The organism is Sphingopyxis sp. MC1, from assembly GCF_000371385.1.
Lineage (GTDB): Bacteria > Pseudomonadota > Alphaproteobacteria > Sphingomonadales > Sphingomonadaceae > Sphingopyxis > Sphingopyxis terrae.
In genome coordinates, this window is the sequence record NZ_AOUN01000003.1 from 261913 (window position 1) to 277457 (window position 15545).

At 67.3% G+C, this 15545-nt stretch carries 16 protein-coding genes; 11 read left to right on the top strand and 5 right to left on the bottom strand.

Annotation, left to right across the window (positions count from 1 at the left end):
* Window positions 1-510, top strand: a complete 510-nt coding sequence (locus EBMC1_RS05090) for a hypothetical protein (RefSeq protein ID WP_003041607.1) — start codon at window positions 1-3, stop codon at window positions 508-510.
* Window positions 511-519: 9 nt separating this feature from the next.
* On the opposite strand, the gene EBMC1_RS05095 is transcribed toward EBMC1_RS05090, so the two are convergent.
* Window positions 520-966 (bottom strand): hypothetical protein, encoded by a 447-nt coding sequence (locus EBMC1_RS05095; protein WP_040589462.1) that lies wholly within the window; start codon window positions 964-966, stop codon window positions 520-522.
* A gap of 106 nt (window positions 967-1072) precedes the next feature.
* On the opposite strand from EBMC1_RS05095, the gene gyrB reads away from it, so the two are divergent.
* The gene (gene gyrB, locus EBMC1_RS05100) at window positions 1073-3622 is read left to right on the top strand and encodes a DNA topoisomerase (ATP-hydrolyzing) subunit B (protein ID WP_040589465.1); all 2550 of its coding nucleotides are present in this window, start codon (window positions 1073-1075) and stop codon (window positions 3620-3622) included.
* Between the two features lie 106 nt (window positions 3623-3728).
* Complete coding sequence (locus EBMC1_RS05105; protein ID WP_003041611.1) at window positions 3729-4106, top strand: septal ring lytic transglycosylase RlpA family protein; 378 nt, start codon at window positions 3729-3731, stop codon at window positions 4104-4106.
* A 2-nt stretch (window positions 4107-4108) separates the two neighbouring features.
* Here EBMC1_RS05105 and EBMC1_RS05110 read toward each other — a convergent pair whose 3' ends face one another.
* On the bottom strand, window positions 4109-5035 hold the full coding sequence (locus EBMC1_RS05110; protein WP_003041614.1) for a glutaminase: 927 nt from the start codon (window positions 5033-5035) through the stop codon (window positions 4109-4111).
* Window positions 5036-5132: 97 nt separating this feature from the next.
* Here EBMC1_RS05110 and EBMC1_RS05115 point away from each other — a divergent pair, with 97 nt between their 5' ends.
* From EBMC1_RS05115 to EBMC1_RS05125, 3 genes are read left to right on the top strand one after another with little or no spacing between them, the layout of a single operon-like run.
* Entirely contained in the window at window positions 5133-5606 is a 474-nt protein-coding gene (locus tag EBMC1_RS05115; protein ID WP_003041615.1) for a VOC family protein, read from the top strand.
* A complete protein-coding gene (locus EBMC1_RS05120; RefSeq protein WP_003041617.1) occupies window positions 5603-5935 on the top strand; it encodes an ArsR/SmtB family transcription factor in 333 nt (110 codons plus the stop codon). Before EBMC1_RS05115 ends, EBMC1_RS05120 begins: the two co-directional genes overlap by 4 nt.
* Window positions 5936-5945: 10 nt before the next feature.
* Window positions 5946-6416 carry an SRPBCC domain-containing protein gene (locus tag EBMC1_RS05125; RefSeq protein WP_040589651.1) on the top strand — a complete coding sequence of 157 codons (471 nt, stop codon included), beginning with the start codon at window positions 5946-5948 and terminating at the stop codon, window positions 6414-6416.
* Between the two features lie 31 nt (window positions 6417-6447).
* Here the strand turns inward: EBMC1_RS05125 and EBMC1_RS05130 are convergent, their stop codons facing one another.
* Window positions 6448-7110 (bottom strand): YggS family pyridoxal phosphate-dependent enzyme, encoded by a 663-nt coding sequence (locus tag EBMC1_RS05130; protein ID WP_040589652.1) that lies wholly within the window; start codon window positions 7108-7110, stop codon window positions 6448-6450.
* A gap of 93 nt (window positions 7111-7203) precedes the next feature.
* Here EBMC1_RS05130 and EBMC1_RS05135 point away from each other — a divergent pair, with 93 nt between their 5' ends.
* Window positions 7204-7782 carry a thiamine phosphate synthase gene (locus EBMC1_RS05135; RefSeq protein ID WP_231292867.1) on the top strand — a complete coding sequence of 193 codons (579 nt, stop codon included), beginning with the start codon at window positions 7204-7206 and terminating at the stop codon, window positions 7780-7782.
* Between the two features lie 61 nt (window positions 7783-7843).
* Here the strand turns inward: EBMC1_RS05135 and EBMC1_RS05140 are convergent, their stop codons facing one another.
* A complete protein-coding gene (locus EBMC1_RS05140; RefSeq protein ID WP_231292868.1) occupies window positions 7844-8473 on the bottom strand; it encodes a hypothetical protein in 630 nt (209 codons plus the stop codon).
* A gap of 363 nt (window positions 8474-8836) precedes the next feature.
* Between EBMC1_RS05140 and EBMC1_RS05145 the strand changes: the two genes are divergently transcribed.
* The 4 genes from EBMC1_RS05145 to holA all read left to right on the top strand — a co-directional run bounded on the left by EBMC1_RS05145 (window position 8837) and on the right by holA (window position 13616).
* The gene (locus EBMC1_RS05145; RefSeq protein WP_003041624.1) at window positions 8837-9298 is read left to right on the top strand and encodes a DUF3576 domain-containing protein; all 462 of its coding nucleotides are present in this window, start codon (window positions 8837-8839) and stop codon (window positions 9296-9298) included.
* 193 nt (window positions 9299-9491) lie between these two features.
* On the top strand, window positions 9492-12041 hold the full coding sequence (gene leuS, locus EBMC1_RS05150; protein ID WP_003041625.1) for a leucine--tRNA ligase: 2550 nt from the start codon (window positions 9492-9494) through the stop codon (window positions 12039-12041).
* Between the two features lies 1 nt (window position 12042).
* A complete protein-coding gene (gene lptE, locus EBMC1_RS05155) occupies window positions 12043-12579 on the top strand; it encodes an LPS assembly lipoprotein LptE (RefSeq protein ID WP_003041627.1) in 537 nt (178 codons plus the stop codon).
* 5 nt (window positions 12580-12584) lie between these two features.
* Window positions 12585-13616: a DNA polymerase III subunit delta gene (gene holA, locus EBMC1_RS05160; RefSeq protein ID WP_003041629.1), complete on the top strand. Its 1032-nt coding sequence runs from the start codon at window positions 12585-12587 to the stop codon at window positions 13614-13616.
* Between the two features lie 10 nt (window positions 13617-13626).
* Here the strand turns inward: holA and EBMC1_RS05165 are convergent, their stop codons facing one another.
* Window positions 13627-15450 (bottom strand): cation:proton antiporter, encoded by a 1824-nt coding sequence (locus tag EBMC1_RS05165; protein WP_003041632.1) that lies wholly within the window; start codon window positions 15448-15450, stop codon window positions 13627-13629.
* Window positions 15451-15545: the final 95 nt, after the last annotated feature.

Sequence of the window (15545 nt, forward strand, 5' to 3'; positions counted from 1 at the left end):
ATGGTTTGGCGCGGCAAGACGGCGGGACTGACGGCCATGGCGGCTACGGCGCTGCTGCTCGCCGGCTGCGCCGCGATTCCGAAAGCGGCGGCACCACCGCCCGCCCCCGCGCCGCAACCGCCCGCCGCGACACCGCCGCCGCCGGCCCCGGCGCCGACGCAAGGGTGGGACGACCGTGCGCTCGATCGCGGCGCCTGGCGCTATGATGCCGGCAGCCGCAGTGCGATCTTCGCACCGTCCGCTGGCGCGGCGCCGCTGTTGACCATGGCGTGCAGCGGCGGCGCTATCCGGCTTACTGCCGCGCTCGACGGCACCGTCGCACTGCGCACCAGCGCGGCCACCGACCAGGTACGCTTCGACGGCGGTACGGCGATCGTACCGAGCCGCGATATCCGGCTGGACCGCATCGCCTTCAGTCGCGGCCGCTTCGCACTCGAAGCCGCGAACGGCCGGGCGCTGACGCTGCCCGTCCAGTCCGAAATCGGCCGCGTGATCGAGGATTGCCGTTAGGCAGGCGCGCTAGGCGCCAAGCCGGACCGTTCCGCCGCGGATCCAGCCCCAGCGGCACGGTCCCTGATATTCGCGCGCGCTGCTGACCGAGCGGCCGACGCCGCACATATCCTCGTCGGTGCCGGGGGCCGCGAAGACGATGCCGAACCAGGCGTCGTCATCGGTTGCCTCGCACACCGACACCTTCATCGCGCCGGGCAGTTTGGCCTTCACGGCGCGCGTTTCGCCCGGCGCCCAATAGACATCGGTGCCGCCGTCCTTGACGCGGCTGATGCTGGAGCAGGCGGGAAGCGTCGGGCCTTCGGTGCCGGTCATGACCGCGCGCGTCGCGAGCGGCGGGCCGGCAACCGCAGGGGCATTGTCGGCAGGCGGTGCAGGCTGCGAGCAGCCGGCGAGCGGCAGCGCGGCAAGCGCGAGGGCGGCAAGTATCGAACGGGGGGTCACAGGGCTTTTCATCCTTCGAAACTAGCCGCCGCCGCCGCCGTGCGCAACGCCCGTCGGCAGCGCGCCGAGGGGCGCATTTTTGCTTGGGTTTTGCGGCCGCCGACCCTATATAATCGGTATGACAGACACCCCCGTGAGCGGCGCGAGCGAAAGCGCCCCCAAACAGCCCAATCAGAACAGCTACGGCGCCGATTCGATCAAGGTGCTGAAAGGCCTCGACGCGGTGCGCAAGCGGCCTGGCATGTATATTGGCGACACCGACGACGGGTCGGGTCTGCATCACATGGTGTTCGAAGTCAGCGACAATGCGATCGACGAGGCGCTCGCCGGCCATTGTGATCTGGTACTCATCACGCTCAACAGCGACGGATCGGTCAGCGTCGAGGACAATGGGCGCGGCATCCCGACCGGCATCCATGCCGAGGAAGGCATTTCGGCGGCCGAGGTGATCATGACCCAGCTTCACGCGGGCGGCAAGTTCGAGAACACGAGCGACGACAATGCCTATAAGGTGTCGGGCGGTCTGCACGGCGTCGGCGTATCGGTCGTCAACGCGCTCAGCGAATGGCTCGAACTGACGATCTGGCGCGATGGCGAAGAGCATTGGATGCGCTTCGAGCATGGCGATTCGGTTGCGCCGCTCAAGGTCAACGGGCCGGCGCCTGCGGGCAAGAAGGGCACCCGTGTCACCTTCATGGCATCGACCGATACCTTCAAAAATGTCACCGAGTTCGATTTCGAAAAGCTGGAACATCGCTATCGCGAGCTCGCCTTTCTCAATTCCGGCGTGAGGATCAAGCTGGTCGACGCCCGCCACGCCGAACATGTCGTCCACGACCTGTTCTACGAGGGTGGGATTGCGGCCTTCGTCAAATATCTCGACCGCAACAAGAATCCGCTGCTGCCCGATCCGATCGCGATCAGCAGCGAGCGCGACGGCATCGGCATCGACGTCGCGCTCGAGTGGAACGACAGCTATTATGAAAATGTCCTCTGCTTCACCAACAATATCCCGCAGCGCGACGGCGGCACCCACCTCGCCGCTTTCCGCGCGGCGCTGACGCGCACGCTCAACGGCTATGGTGAAAAATCGGGCCTGCTGAAGAAGGAGAAGGTCAGCCTGACCGGCGAGGATATGCGCGAAGGCTTGACCGCGATCGTCTCGGTCAAGCTGCCCGATCCGAAATTCTCCTCGCAGACCAAGGACAAGCTTGTCTCGTCGGAAGTGCGCCAGCCGCTCGAAAGCCTGATGGCCGACCGGATGACTGAATGGCTCGAGGAAAATCCCGCCTATGCCAAGGCGGTGATCCAGAAGGTGATCGACGCCGCCGCGGCGCGCGAGGCCGCGAAGAAGGCGCGCGAATTGACCCGTCGCAAGGGCGCGATGGATATCGCGAGCCTGCCCGGCAAGCTTGCCGATTGCCAGGAACGCGACCCCAGCAAATGCGAACTCTTTCTGGTCGAAGGGGATTCGGCAGGCGGCAGCGCAAAGCAGGGCCGCGACCGGCATGTGCAGGCGATCCTGCCGCTGAAGGGCAAGATTTTGAACGTCGAGCGGGCGCGCTTCGACCGCATCATTTCGTCGAAGGAAGTCGGCACACTGATTCAGGCGCTCGGCACCGGGATCCGCGACGAATTCAACATCGAAAAGCTGCGCTATCACAAGATCGTGATCATGACCGACGCCGACGTCGACGGCGCGCATATCCGCACGCTGCTGCTCACCTTCTTCTACCGCCAGATGCCCGAGATCATCGAGAACGGCCATCTCTACATCGCCCAGCCGCCGCTCTACAAAGTCGCAAAGGGGCGCAGCGAGGTGTATCTGAAGGATGACACCGCGCTCGAAAATTACCTCGTCGATGCCGGGATCGACGCGCTGATGCTCGAAACGCCGGGAGGCGCACGGTCGGGTAACGATCTGCGCGGCCTGATCGAGCATGGCCGACGACTCCGCGCGCTGATGCGTTACGTCCCCCGCACGCTCGATCATGGGCTGGTCGAGGCACTGGCGCTGGTCGGCGCCCTCGATCCGGCGCTCGATACGGCCGGACGCCACAGCGCTGCGGCAACTGCCGCGAACTGGCTCAATGCCGCCGAGCGCGCGCTGACCGGCGGCGCCGAAGCGGTGTGGACCGTCGAGGCGGTCGAAGGCGGCGGCTATACGCTCGAGCGCCGCTGGCGCGGAGTGAGCGACCATCACGCGATCGATTCCGGTTTCCTCGCGAGCCAGGAGGCGCGCCGCCTTCACAAACTCGCCGCCGAACAGGCCGAAACCTATGGTGGCCCCGGACGGCTGGTGAAAGCCAGCGCTGCTACGGTCGTCGAGGCCGACAGCGATGCCGAGGGCGAGGATGGCGAGGCACCGACCGCCGCGAGCGCCGCAAAGGCCGCGCCGGTGACGCGCCCGTCCGAATTGCTCGATGCCATCTTCACGCACAGCCGCCGCGGCCTGTCGATCAGCCGATACAAGGGACTGGGCGAGATGAATGCCGAGCAATTGTGGGAAACCACCCTCGATCCCGCCAACCGCTCGCTGCTGCGCGTCGAGGCCGAACAGGCCGATGTCGCGCATGAAATCTTCGAGCGGCTGATGGGCGACGAGGTCGAGCCGCGGCGCGATTTCATCCAGACCAACGCGCTGTCGGTTGCCAATCTGGACGTCTGAGGCACCAAACCACTAGGCGCAGAATCAAACCGGCACGGCGCGGGCGGCTTGCAAGCCGCTCGCGCCGCTGCTTTGAGCGCTCCACCTGAAACGGGGGAGGCTGCGCATGCGGCGCGTGATGGCGATGAGTTTGGCGTTGATGCTGGCGATGCCGGCGGTGGCGCAGGATCAGATCGGCGGCGGCGAGACCGAAATCGGCAACGGCACGGCAAGCTATTACGGCCGCGAACTCGCGGGCAATCGCACCGCGAGCGGCGAGCGCTTCGACCCCGATCAGATGACCGCCGCGCACCCCACGCTCGCCTTCGGCAGTAAGGTTCGCGTTACCAACCTGTCCAACGGCCAGAGCGTGATCGTCCGCGTCAACGACCGCGGCCCCTTCGGCGGCCGCCGCGTCATCGATATTTCGCAGGCCGCGGCAAAGGAAATCGGCATGCACCGCAGCGGTACCGCCAAGGTCAGCCTGACGCTCGTCGCCGACTAGAATTAATCGAACACCGACCAACCCGCCGCATAGGCGAAATGTTCGAGCGCGAGCGCGCCGACGAGCGATGTTCCGGCTTCGTTGAGGCCCGGCGACCAGACCGCGATCGACCCCTGCCCCGGTGCGATGCACAGGATGCCCCCGCCCACCCCGCTCTTGCCGGGCAGGCCGACGCGAAAGGCGAATTCGCCTGAATTGTCGTAATGGCCGCACAGCATCATGATCGCGTTGATGCGCCGCGCGCGGTGCGGGTCGAGAAGCTGTTCGCCGGTGCGCGGGTCGCGGCCCTCGAAGGCCAGGAACAGGCCGGCCTGCGCCAGCTGGCGACAGCTCATCGACAGCGCGCATTGGCGGAAATAGACCGACAGCACCGTCTCCACCGGGTGGCGCAGCGTCCCGAAGGCGTCCATGAAATAGGACAGGCTGCGGTTGCGCGCGCCGGTGTCATTTTCCGATCCCGCAACCCCGGTGTCGATCGCCACGCTAGCGTCGCCCGCTCGCGCTCGCATGAAGGCGACGATCTCATCGACCGCCTCGTCAGCCGAGCGACCGTCGATCAGCCGGTCGGTGGTCGCGATCGCCCCGGCGTTGATGAACGGATTGCGCGGCACCCCCTGCTCGCTTTCGAGCTGGACGATCGAGTTGAAGGCGCTGCCCGACGGTTCGCGGCCGACGCTGTCCCATAGCGAGCTGCCGACCCGGCGCAGCGCGAGGGCGAGCGTGAACACCTTTGACACCGACTGGATCGAAAAGGCTTCGTCGGCGTCGCCCGCGGTGTGGACTGTTCCGTCTGGGAGCGCGAGGGCAAAGCCGAAGCGATCGGGATCGACCCCGGCAAGGGCGGGAATATAATCGGCGACCTTGCCCTGGCCGCGGTGCGGCAGCGCGGTCTGATAGGCTTCGGCGACGCAGCGGGCGAGATCGGGCATGCCATTTTCCTAGCAACTTCACACGGAATTGCATTTAGTTTCGTTTTTTGATAAATATTCTCCATCGATGAAATAATGAGTCGGGAAGGAAAGAGGCATGGCCGAAACGCACCGCCCCAAGGGGCTGTCGAGCGCGATCAGCTATCGCGACAGCAAGGCGGCATTCCGCTGGCTGGAAGAGGCGTTCGGATTCGAACCGCTGTTCGTGCTGCTCGATGCCGACGGCAATCTCGCGCACAGCGAAATGGGCTATGGCGCCTCGGTGGTGATGATCGGCAACGAATGGTCCGACGATCACAAGAGCCCGCAGTCGATCGGCGGCAAGAACACCCAGAGCGTCCATGTCCAGCTCGCCCCCGGCGACGATATCGATGCGCATTGCGCGGCGGCGCGCGCGGCGGGCGCCGCGATCATCGCCGAACCCGAGACGCAATTTTATGGCGACCGCACCTATCGCGCCAAGGATCCCGAGGGGCATATCTGGACCTTCGGCGTCACGGTCGCGGCCAAGACCGCCGCCGAATGGGACACCGAGGGCGGCTTCACCACCCAGACGCGGCTCGACGATTGAGCGCGGCTGCGGTCGATGCCGTGTTTGCGGCGCTTGCCGACCCGCGGCGGCGGCGCGCGGTCGAACTGCTCGGGCGGCGCCCCTATAGCGCCGGCGAGCTGGCCGACACGCTGGGCCTCGCGCCGCCCACGATGAGCCGGCACCTCAAGGCGCTGAAAGATGGCGGGCTGGTCGAGGATCATTATCTGCCCTTCGATGCCCGCGTCCGCATCTATCGCCTGAAGGACGGCGCGACCGACGCGCTCAAGGGCTGGCTTGCCGAAACCGAAAGCCTGTGGAGCGAGCAGCTCGCCGCCTTCAAGGCGCATGTCGAGCTCGGCGCGCCATGAGCCGCGCGCCATGAGCGGCGCCGCGGTGATCGTCGCCCTGCGCGTCGCGGCCACCCCGGCGCGCGCCTTCGAGGTGTTCACCCGCGACATCGGCAGCTGGTGGCAAAGCCATCCGCTGTTCGAGCTGGCGCGCGGCGACGACGGCGTGCCGCGCTTCGACCCCGCGGGGCCGGGCGGACGGCTGGTGACGCGCTTCACCGACGGCCGCGAATGGGAGATCGGCCGTGTCCACGCGTGGGAGCCCGGCAAGCGGCTTGCCTTCGGCTGGCGCGTTCCAAGCTTTGCCGCCGACCAGACCACCGAAGTCGAGGTGCGCTTCGACGCCGTCGGCGCCGAAACGCGCGTCACCGTCGAGCATCGCGGCTGGGATCAAATCCCGCAAAGCCATGCCGCGCGCCACGGATTCGACCTGATACTGTTCCAGCGCCGCCTCGGCGAACATTGGCGCGGGCTATTAGCAGCGATGGGCCGCCGTTTGTAAGGCGATCCGCAGGCTCCTGGGGATTTGGGCCCTAGTCGCGCGCGCCGAACAGGGCGGTGCCGACGCGGACGTGGGTCGCGCCGAGCATGACCGCTTTTTCATAATCGCCGCTCATTCCCATCGAGCGCAGCGGCAGGCCGTGGCGCTCGGCCAGTTCGTCGAGCAGTGCGAAATAGGGCGCCGGTTCGACATCGGCGGGCGGGATCGCCATCAGGCCGTCGATCGCCAGCCCCGCCGCCTTCGCCTCGGCGAGCAGCGCCGCGAGATCGGCGACGGCGCAGCCGCCCTTCTGCTCCTCGTCGCCGATATTGACCTGAACGAAAAGCTGCGGCCGCTTGCCGAGCTTGTCGCACGCCCTGGCGAGCGCCTGGACGAGCGAGCTGCGGTCGACCGAGTGAATGGCGTCGAACAGCGCGACCGCCTCTTCGGCCTTGTTCGACTGGAGCTGACCGATCAGGTGCAGCGTCACATCGGGGGCTTCACCGCGCAGGGCGGGCCATTTGGCCGCCGCCTCCTGCACGCGGTTCTCGCCGAAATGACGCTGGCCGGCGGCGATCAGCGGGCGGATCGCATCGGCATCGTGCGTTTTCGACACCGCGATCAGGCAGACGTCGCCCGCCTTGCGTCCGGCGCGGCGCGCCGCCTGTGCAATGTTCGTCCCCACCTCGGCCAGCCGGCTTGCCGCATCGCTCATATCGTCATCCTCGAAGGGCGCGTTGCGTGCGCCCGCGACGCGCCTATAGGAAGGGCGATGGTCCGACGCCACCCCCTGCCCGCATGCTGGCTGATGAGCGACACACGCAGCGCGGCCGGGACGGTGGCGCTCGCCGCGCTGTTGCCGCCGGGAAGCGGCATCGTCCTGCGGCACGACGCGCTGCCGCAGGGCGCGCGCTGGCGCCTCGCGCGCCGCCTTGCGCGCCTCGCAAAAGCGCGCGGGCTGATGCTGCTGATCGCGGGATTGCCCGCCGAGGCGCGGCGCTGGGGGGCCGATGGCGTCCATCTGCGGCAGCATGCCGCGCGCCGGGCGGCGCAGGCACGCGCGATCAGCCTGATCGTCACCATGCCGGTCCATGACCATCGCGAGGCGCACCGCGCCCGGCGGGCGGGCGCCGACGCGGCGCTCGTCTCGCCGCTTCACCCGACGCGGTCGCATCCCGGCGCAGCACCGCTCGGCCGTGCCCAGTGGCTGCGGCTCGCGCGTGCGGCCGGAGGCCGAGCCATCGCGCTGGGCGGTATGACCCCGGCGCGCGCGCGCGCTCTCACCCGCGCCAGCGCCGCAAGCCGCCTCGCGCCCGGCTGGGCCGCCATCGACGCATGGGAAGAAAAGGCGGCGACGCGAAAGGCGCGGCGCGCGTTGGCGCGTTAGCACCTGAAGCCTTGGGCATTATCGTCCGCAGGCCGAACTGGCCCGACGATCGATACAGCTTTTAGAAGCGGAAAGCGGTTCCGACATAGACCGCCTGACTGTCGCGGCGCGCGTCGGTCAGCGGCTGGAAGCGGTCGTCGGCCTTGTAGCGGACGCCCGCGGTCACATCGAGGTTCTTGGTCAGGCGATAACTGCTGACGACATCGACGGTCTGCTCTTCGCCCGGCGCGGTGATGCGGTCGGTTGCGCCGGCCGGATCGGTCGGACGGCTGACCATCTTGGTCGCGAAGCGCGATTTCTTGTTGTCGGCCTGTTCGGGCGCGCGCGCGACCGGCAGGTTGCGCAGGTCGGTGCCGCTGGGCAGCGCCGGGGTCACGAATTTTTCGAACCCGACCGACGCGCCCAGATTATAGGTCACAGGGGCGATCGAGATCGGCGATTTGGTACGACCTGCGGCAAGCGCGGCGGTGCGTGCGCTCGACGAATCGTCGCGGGCGCGAATCACGACGGTGATCGCGCGATTCTTGTGCCCGTCATCGGGCAGCGCGGGCGTGAAGCTGAAGCCGCGGCGCGCCTCTTCCGAGATTTTGATATAGCGGGCGATCAGGCGCGGGTCGCCCGACGCCGGGGTGAATTGGCCAAGCACCGAATTCGAAAGCTGGGTGTCGCGAATCCGGTCGGCGCGTGTCATCGACGCGAGCGCAGGCGGAAGCGCAACGGTAACCGCTGCTACCGCGAACAGTCCTGCTTTCCAAAAATGTCGCGAATTCCGCGCCATTGCTCTGCGACTCCAACCCCAATCGACTCCTGAGATAGGACGACGGGGGCGACAATTCCAGTGATTCCCGACCGATTGATCGCGCGCCGCCGGCTTTTCGCCGAACATGTTGCGCGAACAGCACAGTGGCGGGCGGAGATGAGCCGGGGATGAACGGTCGAAACACCGGAAATGGCGCGCTTGCCGGACGGCGGCAAGGGCGATAGAGACGCTTGCAAATTTCCGCATGCGCGCCCGCAATTCGCTGCCCGCGCGCCCAGAATAAGGTGTTACGGCATGTCCAAGCTTACCCTTCTTGCCTCGCTCGGTCGTCGTCCGGCCGCGCTCGCCCTGATCGGGGTCGCGGCGCTCGGCCTGTCGGCCTGCGGCGGGAAGGACCGGCCGCGCGCCGACCTGGCGGCGAGCCAAGTGACGACGATCGGCGTCAATTCCTATCTGTGGCGCGCGTCGCTCGACGCCTTGTCGTTCATGCCGCTGCTGCAGGCCGACAGCTCGGGCGGGGTGATCATCACCGACTGGTATGCGAACCCCGGCAATCCGAATGAGCGCATGAAGGTGACCGTGTCGATCCTCGACCGCGACCTGCGCGCCGATGCGCTGCGCGTCGCCGCGCTGCGCCAGGTCGCCCAGAACGGCACCTGGGTCGACGCGCCGGTTCAGGCTGCAACGGTGCAGAAGCTGGAAGAAATCATCCTCACCCGCGCCCGCGACCTGCGCCGCAGCGCGATCAAGGGCTGAGCTTCGGATTTCGGTGTTTCCCCGCGAAGGCGGGGATCCATCTCCGGTTGTTCCGGATTTGAACGGCAGGTGATGGGCCCCCGCCTCCAGCCTTTGGCTGAAGTTTATCCTGAGCGCCCGTCCTGCGGGCAGTCGAAGGACGGGGGCACATTATTTTGATCGATGGTATTTTGACAAACGGGGTAACCGACAAATGACCCGCGAAACGCGCTTTGGCGCCCTCGCCGCCGACGCCCGCTGGCAGGCGGCATGGGACGCCGCGAACAGCTTTGCGACGACCGACAGTTCGGATAAGCCAAAGGCCTATATCCTCGAGATGTTCCCCTATCCGTCGGGACGCATCCACATGGGGCATGTCCGCAACTATGCGATGGGCGACGTGCTCGCGCGCTTCAAGCGGATGACCGGGCATGACGTGCTGCATCCGATGGGCTGGGACGCCTTTGGCATGCCGGCCGAAAATGCCGCGATGGAAAAGGGCGTCCACCCCGGCGGCTGGACGCGCGACAATATCGCGGCGATGCGCGCGCAATTGAAGCGCCTCGGCCTCGCGATCGACTGGAGCCGCGAACTCGCGACGTGCGAGCCCGATTATTACGGGCAGGAACAGGCGCTGTTCCTCGACCTGTTCGCGCACGGACTGGTCACGCGCAAGGAAAGCTACGTCAACTGGGACCCCGTCGACATGACCGTGCTCGCCAACGAGCAGGTGATCGACGGGCGCGGCTGGCGTTCGGGCGCGCTGGTCGAGAAGAAGAAGCTCTCGCAGTGGTTCCTGAAGATCACCGACTTCGCCGACGAACTGCTCGACGGCCTCAAGAGCCTCGACCATTGGCCCGACAAGGTGCGGCTGATGCAGGAAAACTGGATCGGCAAGTCGCAGGGCCTGGAATTCAGTTTCAAGCTGGCGGGCGGCGCGCCGGGCTTCGACGTCTTCACGACGCGCCCCGACACGCTGTACGGCGCCAGCTTTGCGGCGATTTCGCCCGACCATCCGCTGGCCGAGTCGCTCGCCAAGGATGCGCCGCGCCTTGCCGCGTTCATCGAGGAGTGCCGCCGTCAAGGAACGTCGGCCGAACAGCTCGAAACCGCGGAGAAGATGGGCTTCGACACCGGCCTGTCGGTGCAGCATCCGCTCGACCCCGACTGGCATCTGCCGGTCTGGGTCGTGAATTATGTGCTGATGGATTATGGCACGGGCGCGATCTTCGGCTGTCCCGCGCACGATCAGCGCGACCTCGACTTTGCGCGCAAATATGATCTGCCCGTCCACCGCGTGATTGCCGACGGCGAGCATGTCGGCCAGCATTTCACGGGCGACGAAGCCTATACCGGCCCCGGCCGCCTCGTGAACAGCCACTTCCTCGACGGCATGAGCATCGACGAGGCGAAGGCCGCGATCATCGCGCGCGCCGAACATGAAGGCTGGGGCAAGGGCACGACCGTCTGGCGCCTGCGCGACTGGGGCGTCTCGCGCCAGCGTTACTGGGGGACGCCGATCCCCTTCATCCATTGCCCGGCCTGCGGCCTCGTGCCGGTGCCGAAGGATCAGTTGCCGGTCGTACTGCCCGAGGATGCCGATTTCTCGGTGCCCGGCAATCCGCTCGACCGCCATCCGACGTGGAAGCATGTCGCTTGCCCGACATGCGGCGGCGCGGCGGTGCGCGAGACCGACACGCTCGACACCTTCGTCGATTCGTCGTGGTATTTCCTGCGCTTCGCCTCGGCACCGGCGGACAAGCCGTTCGATCCCGATGTCATCCGCCGCTGGCTGCCCGTCGATCAATATATCGGCGGCATCGAGCATGCGATCCTCCATCTGCTCTACGCGCGCTTCTGGACGCGCGCGCTCAACAAGCTTGGTATGATCGACATCAAGGAGCCCTTCGCCAGCCTGTTCACGCAGGGGATGGTGACGCACGAAACCTACAGCCGTGCGCAGGGCGAGGGTCTGCCCCCCCTCTTCTTCACCCCCGACGAGGTGGTGCGCACCGCCGACGGCGCGACGCTGGAGGCCGATGGCGCGCCGGTCAAGGTCGGCCGGGTCATCAAGATGTCGAAGTCGAAGAAGAATGTCGTCGATCCCGACGCCATCCTCGACCAATATGGCGCCGACGCCGCGCGCTGGTTCATGCTGTCCGACAGCCCGCCCGAGCGCGATCTGCCGTGGAGCGAGGCCGGGATCGAGGGTGCGTGGCGTTTCGTCCAGCGCTTGTGGCGCCTGTTCGGCGACACCGACAATGTCGGCGACGGCGGCGAGGACAAGGTGCTGGCGCGCAAGCTGCACCAGGCGATCGCGGGGGTTGCCGCCGACATCGAATCGCTCGGCTTCAACAAGGCGGTGGCCAAGATCCACGCGCTCGCCAACGATATCGAAAAGGCAAAGCCCTCGGCAACCCGCGCCGAAGCGTGCCGGACGCTGATCCTGCTCGTCGCACCGATGATGCCGCATCTGGCCGAAGAGGCCTGGGCGGCGCTGCCCGCGGCGCAGCGGACGACCACGATGATCGCCGACGCCGCCTGGCCCGCCGCCGACCCGGCGCTGCTCGTCGATGACGAGGTGACGATCGCGATCCAGATCGCCGGCAAGCTGCGCGACACGATGCCCGCCGCGAAGGGCGCCGACAAGGCCGCGCTCGAGGCCGCGGCGCTCGCCCGCCCGCGCATCGCCGAGCTGCTCGGCGGCGCCGCACCCAAAAAGGTGATTGTCGTTCCCGACCGTCTGGTGAATATCGTTCCCTGACATGAAACGCCTGCTCACCTCCTCGCTCGTCGCCGCTTCGCTGCTTCTTGGCGGCTGCGGGCTCCGGCCGCTCTATGCGAACGGCAGCAAGGGCGCGGTGGCGCAGGTGCTGGCCGACGTCGATGTCGCGCCGATCGAGGGGCATAATGGCTGGCTCGTCCGCAACGCGCTGCGCGACCGGTTGCAGGCGACGCAGGGCGGACATGGTGCGGGCCAGCGGCTGCGCCTCGACGTGCGGCTCGAGGATTCGATCACAGGCCTCGGCGTCCGCTCCGACGATGCCGTGACGCGCGAGCGGCGGACGCTGCGCGCCCGCTATCAGCTCGTCGATGCGGCCAGCGGCGAAGTGCTGCTCGACGCGACCGCGGCGCAGGACGGCGGGATCGACGTCGTCGGCAGCGAATATTCGACGATCGCCGCCGAATCGACGACGCTCGAGCGGCTCGCGTCGGGAATCGCCGACCAGATCGTCGCACGGCTTGCGGTCTTCGCCGACCGCGGCGGCGGCCAGCCGGCGCCGTCCGCCCCGGCGCCCTGACCGGCATGAAGTCGGTCAAGCCCGGCGAACTCGAACGCCTCAGCCGCCTCGATCCCGCGGTCCGTTTCATCCTGCTGACCGGCCCCGATGACGCGACGATGGAAAGCGTCGCGGCGCATCTGATCGCGCTGGCCGGCAAGGAGGCCGAGCGGGTCGATCTGACATCGGGTCAGATGGCGCAGGACGGCGCGCTGCTCGCCGCCGAAGCGGCGTCGATGTCGCTCTTTTCGCCGGCGCGCGTGATCCGGCTCGAGATTTCGGGCGGCGGCGACGATTGCCTCGCCGCCGTCGAGGCGCTGCTCGGCGCCGACAGCGTGCTCAACCCGGTGATCGCGACCGGCGCCTCGGTCACCGCGCGATCGAAGCTCGTCAAGCTGGTCGAGGGCGCCGATCATGCCGTCGCCGCCATCTGCTACCAGCCCGACCGCCGCGCGCTCGTCGGCATCGCGATGGAAGCCGCGGCGGCGCAAGGATTGCGGGTTGCCAATGCCGAGGCGCAATTGCTCGTCGATCTCGTCTCGGGCGATCAGGCGCTGATGCGCCGCGAGATCGAGAAGATCGCGCTCTACCTCGACGCCGGCGCCGATCGGCAGCGGCAGGTCACGCCCGCCGACATCGCCGCGCTGGGCGCCGCGACGCATGAAGAGGATGTCAGCGCGTGCATCAACGTCGCGCTCGGCGGCAAGCTGCGCGACCTGCCCGACATGCTGGCACAGGCGGCGGCGGTCGGCGTTGCCGAGATCCGCATCATCCGCGCACTGGCGATCCGCGCGATGCAGCTCGCCAAGCTGCGCGCCGAGGTCGACGCGGGCGCGCACCCGGCGACCGTCGTCGCGGCGAAAAGCAGCGGCGTATTCTGGAAAGAACGCGATGCGGTGACGGCGCAGCTGCACATCTGGGATTCGGTGCGCGTCGCGCGGCTGATGACGCGGCTGCTGGAATGCGAGCGCGCACTGAAGGCATCGGGCACCGCGGGCGCGGTGCTGTTCCGCAAGCTGATGACCGACATCGCGCATCAGGCCGCGCGCGCGCGCTGACGCAAAAGCCTCAGACCGCGGCGGACGCTTCCTTCGCCTCGCGGCGCGCCTTCGGGTCGTCGGGCGGAACGAAGGTCCACACCGTATCGCCGGCCTCTACCGTCGGGCGGTGGCGGGTCGAGAAAATTGCGAGGTCGCCCGACGCCTTGACCACCATCAGGCTGTCGCCCCCCGACGCCTTCATCCGCGCGACAAAGTCGGCATAGGGGAATTTTTCGGTGATCCGGGTGCGGCCGAAGGTCCATCCGGCGTGGAGCCGGTCGAGCTGCGTGTCGATCGTGGTGCCGCCGATGGTGAACACGCGACCGAGCCGCTGGCTCGCGCCGGTCGCCTCGCCCGCGACGCGGCTGACGCGGTCATGGCCGATCTCGGGCGCCAGCTCGCCGCAGATCAGCGCGTTGTAGCTGTCATTGTCGGTCGCAGCGATGAGCTGCTGATACTGGCCCATGTCGATCGCATCCTCGTGCACCTCGTCCAATATGTCGCCGTGATAGACGCGAATGTCGGCGCGTCGCGCGCGGCGTAGTGCGAACTTGCTGGCGTCGGCGATCATCACGCCGCGATCCTGTTCCTTGACGAACTGCGCGAAGGCGATCGTCCAGCTGTTCGCCCCGACGAGCAGGACGCCGTCGCCCTTGCCCTGATCGAGGCCGAGCCAGCGCGCGAAGGTTCCGGCGGTAAAGCCGTGCGCAAAGATCGTCGCGATAACGACGCCGAAGCCCAAGGGCACCAGCGCCTCCGCCCCCGGCACGCCATAGTCGGTGAGGCGCAGCGCGAAGAGGCCCGTTACCGCAACCGCGACGATCCCGCGCGGGGCGATCCAGGCGACGAACAGCCGCTCCTTGAGCGGGATGCGCGTGAAGAGCAGCGCGGTCATGATCGTCAGCGGGCGCACGACGAAGAGCAGCAGAAGGAGGAAGATCAGGAAGCGGAACTGGAAATTCTTCACCACGTCCCAGTTGAGCGTCGCCGACAGGATGATGAAGACGCCCGACACCAGAACGACGGTCAGATCCTCCTTGAAGCGTTGCAGCGAGCGGGTCGAATAGGTTTCGCGGTTCGCCATCACGACGCCCATCACGGTGACAGTGATCAGCCCGGTTTCGTGCATGATGAGGTCCGAAAGCACGAAGACCGCGATCACGGTCGTCAGCAGCACCGGCGCCTTCAGATATTCGGGCACCCAGCCGCGCGGAAAGGCCCAGGTCAGCAGGAATCCCGCCGCGCCGCCGATCAGGATCGCCAGCACGCTCGCCGCGACGACGTCGGTGACGATGCTCACGCTATTCGCATCGGCACCGCCGTGGGTGATGTAGCTGTAGATACCGACCGCGAGCAGCGCGCCGATCGGATCGTTCACAATCCCTTCCCACTTGAGCATATTCTTGACGCGCGGCGCGATGTTGAGCGAGCGGAGCATCGGCGCGATCACGGTCGGTCCCGTCACCACCATCACCCCGCCGAACAGCGCCGCGAGCTCGAACGGCAGGCCCGCGCCATAATAGGCCGCGGCAGTGCCGAGCGCCCAGCCGACCGGCACGCCGATGAAGACGAGCATGAAGACCGCGGTGCCCGCCTGGCGCAGCTCGCGAAACTTGAGGCTCAAGCCGCCTTCGAACAGGATCACCGCGACGGCGAGCTTGATCATCGGTTCGCGCAGCGCGCCGAAATCGCGCACCGGATCGATCAGCCCGAGCACCGGCCCCGCCAATATGCCGGCGACGAGCATCAGCGCGATCGCGGGTTTGTTGGTCCGCCACGCCACCCATTGGGCGCCGATGCCGATCACGCCGATCAGCGCGATTTTTACGAGCAGGGAGTCGATTGCGAACATGCCCCCAGCCTATGCAGGGTCGGCGCAAAGGTTCCACAAAAAAGAACCGCCCGCCTGCCATTCGGCAAGCGGGCGGTCCCTTATCCGGCCGGACA

Bases quoted from the DNA above. Each gene is read 5' to 3' on its own strand.
- EBMC1_RS05130 (WP_040589652.1), bottom strand. From the start codon at position 7,110: ATGAGCGATGCGGCAAGCCGGCTGGCCGAGGTGGGGACGAACATTGCA.
- EBMC1_RS05110 (WP_003041614.1), bottom strand. From the start codon at position 5,035: ATGCCCGATCTCGCCCGCTGCGTCGCCGAAGCCTATCAGACCGCGCTG.
- EBMC1_RS05090 (WP_003041607.1), top strand. From the start codon at position 1: ATGGTTTGGCGCGGCAAGACGGCGGGACTGACGGCCATGGCGGCTACG.
- EBMC1_RS05105 (WP_003041611.1), top strand. From the start codon at position 3,729: ATGCGGCGCGTGATGGCGATGAGTTTGGCGTTGATGCTGGCGATGCCG.
- EBMC1_RS05145 (WP_003041624.1), top strand. From the start codon at position 8,837: ATGTCCAAGCTTACCCTTCTTGCCTCGCTCGGTCGTCGTCCGGCCGCG.
- lptE (WP_003041627.1), top strand. From the start codon at position 12,043: ATGAAACGCCTGCTCACCTCCTCGCTCGTCGCCGCTTCGCTGCTTCTT.
- EBMC1_RS05140 (WP_231292868.1), bottom strand. From the start codon at position 8,473: ATGACACGCGCCGACCGGATTCGCGACACCCAGCTTTCGAATTCGGTG.
- EBMC1_RS05135 (WP_231292867.1), top strand. From the start codon at position 7,204: ATGAGCGACACACGCAGCGCGGCCGGGACGGTGGCGCTCGCCGCGCTG.
- holA (WP_003041629.1), top strand. From the start codon at position 12,585: ATGAAGTCGGTCAAGCCCGGCGAACTCGAACGCCTCAGCCGCCTCGAT.
- EBMC1_RS05125 (WP_040589651.1), top strand. From the start codon at position 5,946: ATGAGCGGCGCCGCGGTGATCGTCGCCCTGCGCGTCGCGGCCACCCCG.
- EBMC1_RS05165 (WP_003041632.1), bottom strand. From the start codon at position 15,450: ATGTTCGCAATCGACTCCCTGCTCGTAAAAATCGCGCTGATCGGCGTG.
- EBMC1_RS05095 (WP_040589462.1), bottom strand. From the start codon at position 966: ATGAAAAGCCCTGTGACCCCCCGTTCGATACTTGCCGCCCTCGCGCTT.
- gyrB (WP_040589465.1), top strand. From the start codon at position 1,073: ATGACAGACACCCCCGTGAGCGGCGCGAGCGAAAGCGCCCCCAAACAG.
- EBMC1_RS05115 (WP_003041615.1), top strand. From the start codon at position 5,133: ATGGCCGAAACGCACCGCCCCAAGGGGCTGTCGAGCGCGATCAGCTAT.
- leuS (WP_003041625.1), top strand. From the start codon at position 9,492: ATGACCCGCGAAACGCGCTTTGGCGCCCTCGCCGCCGACGCCCGCTGG.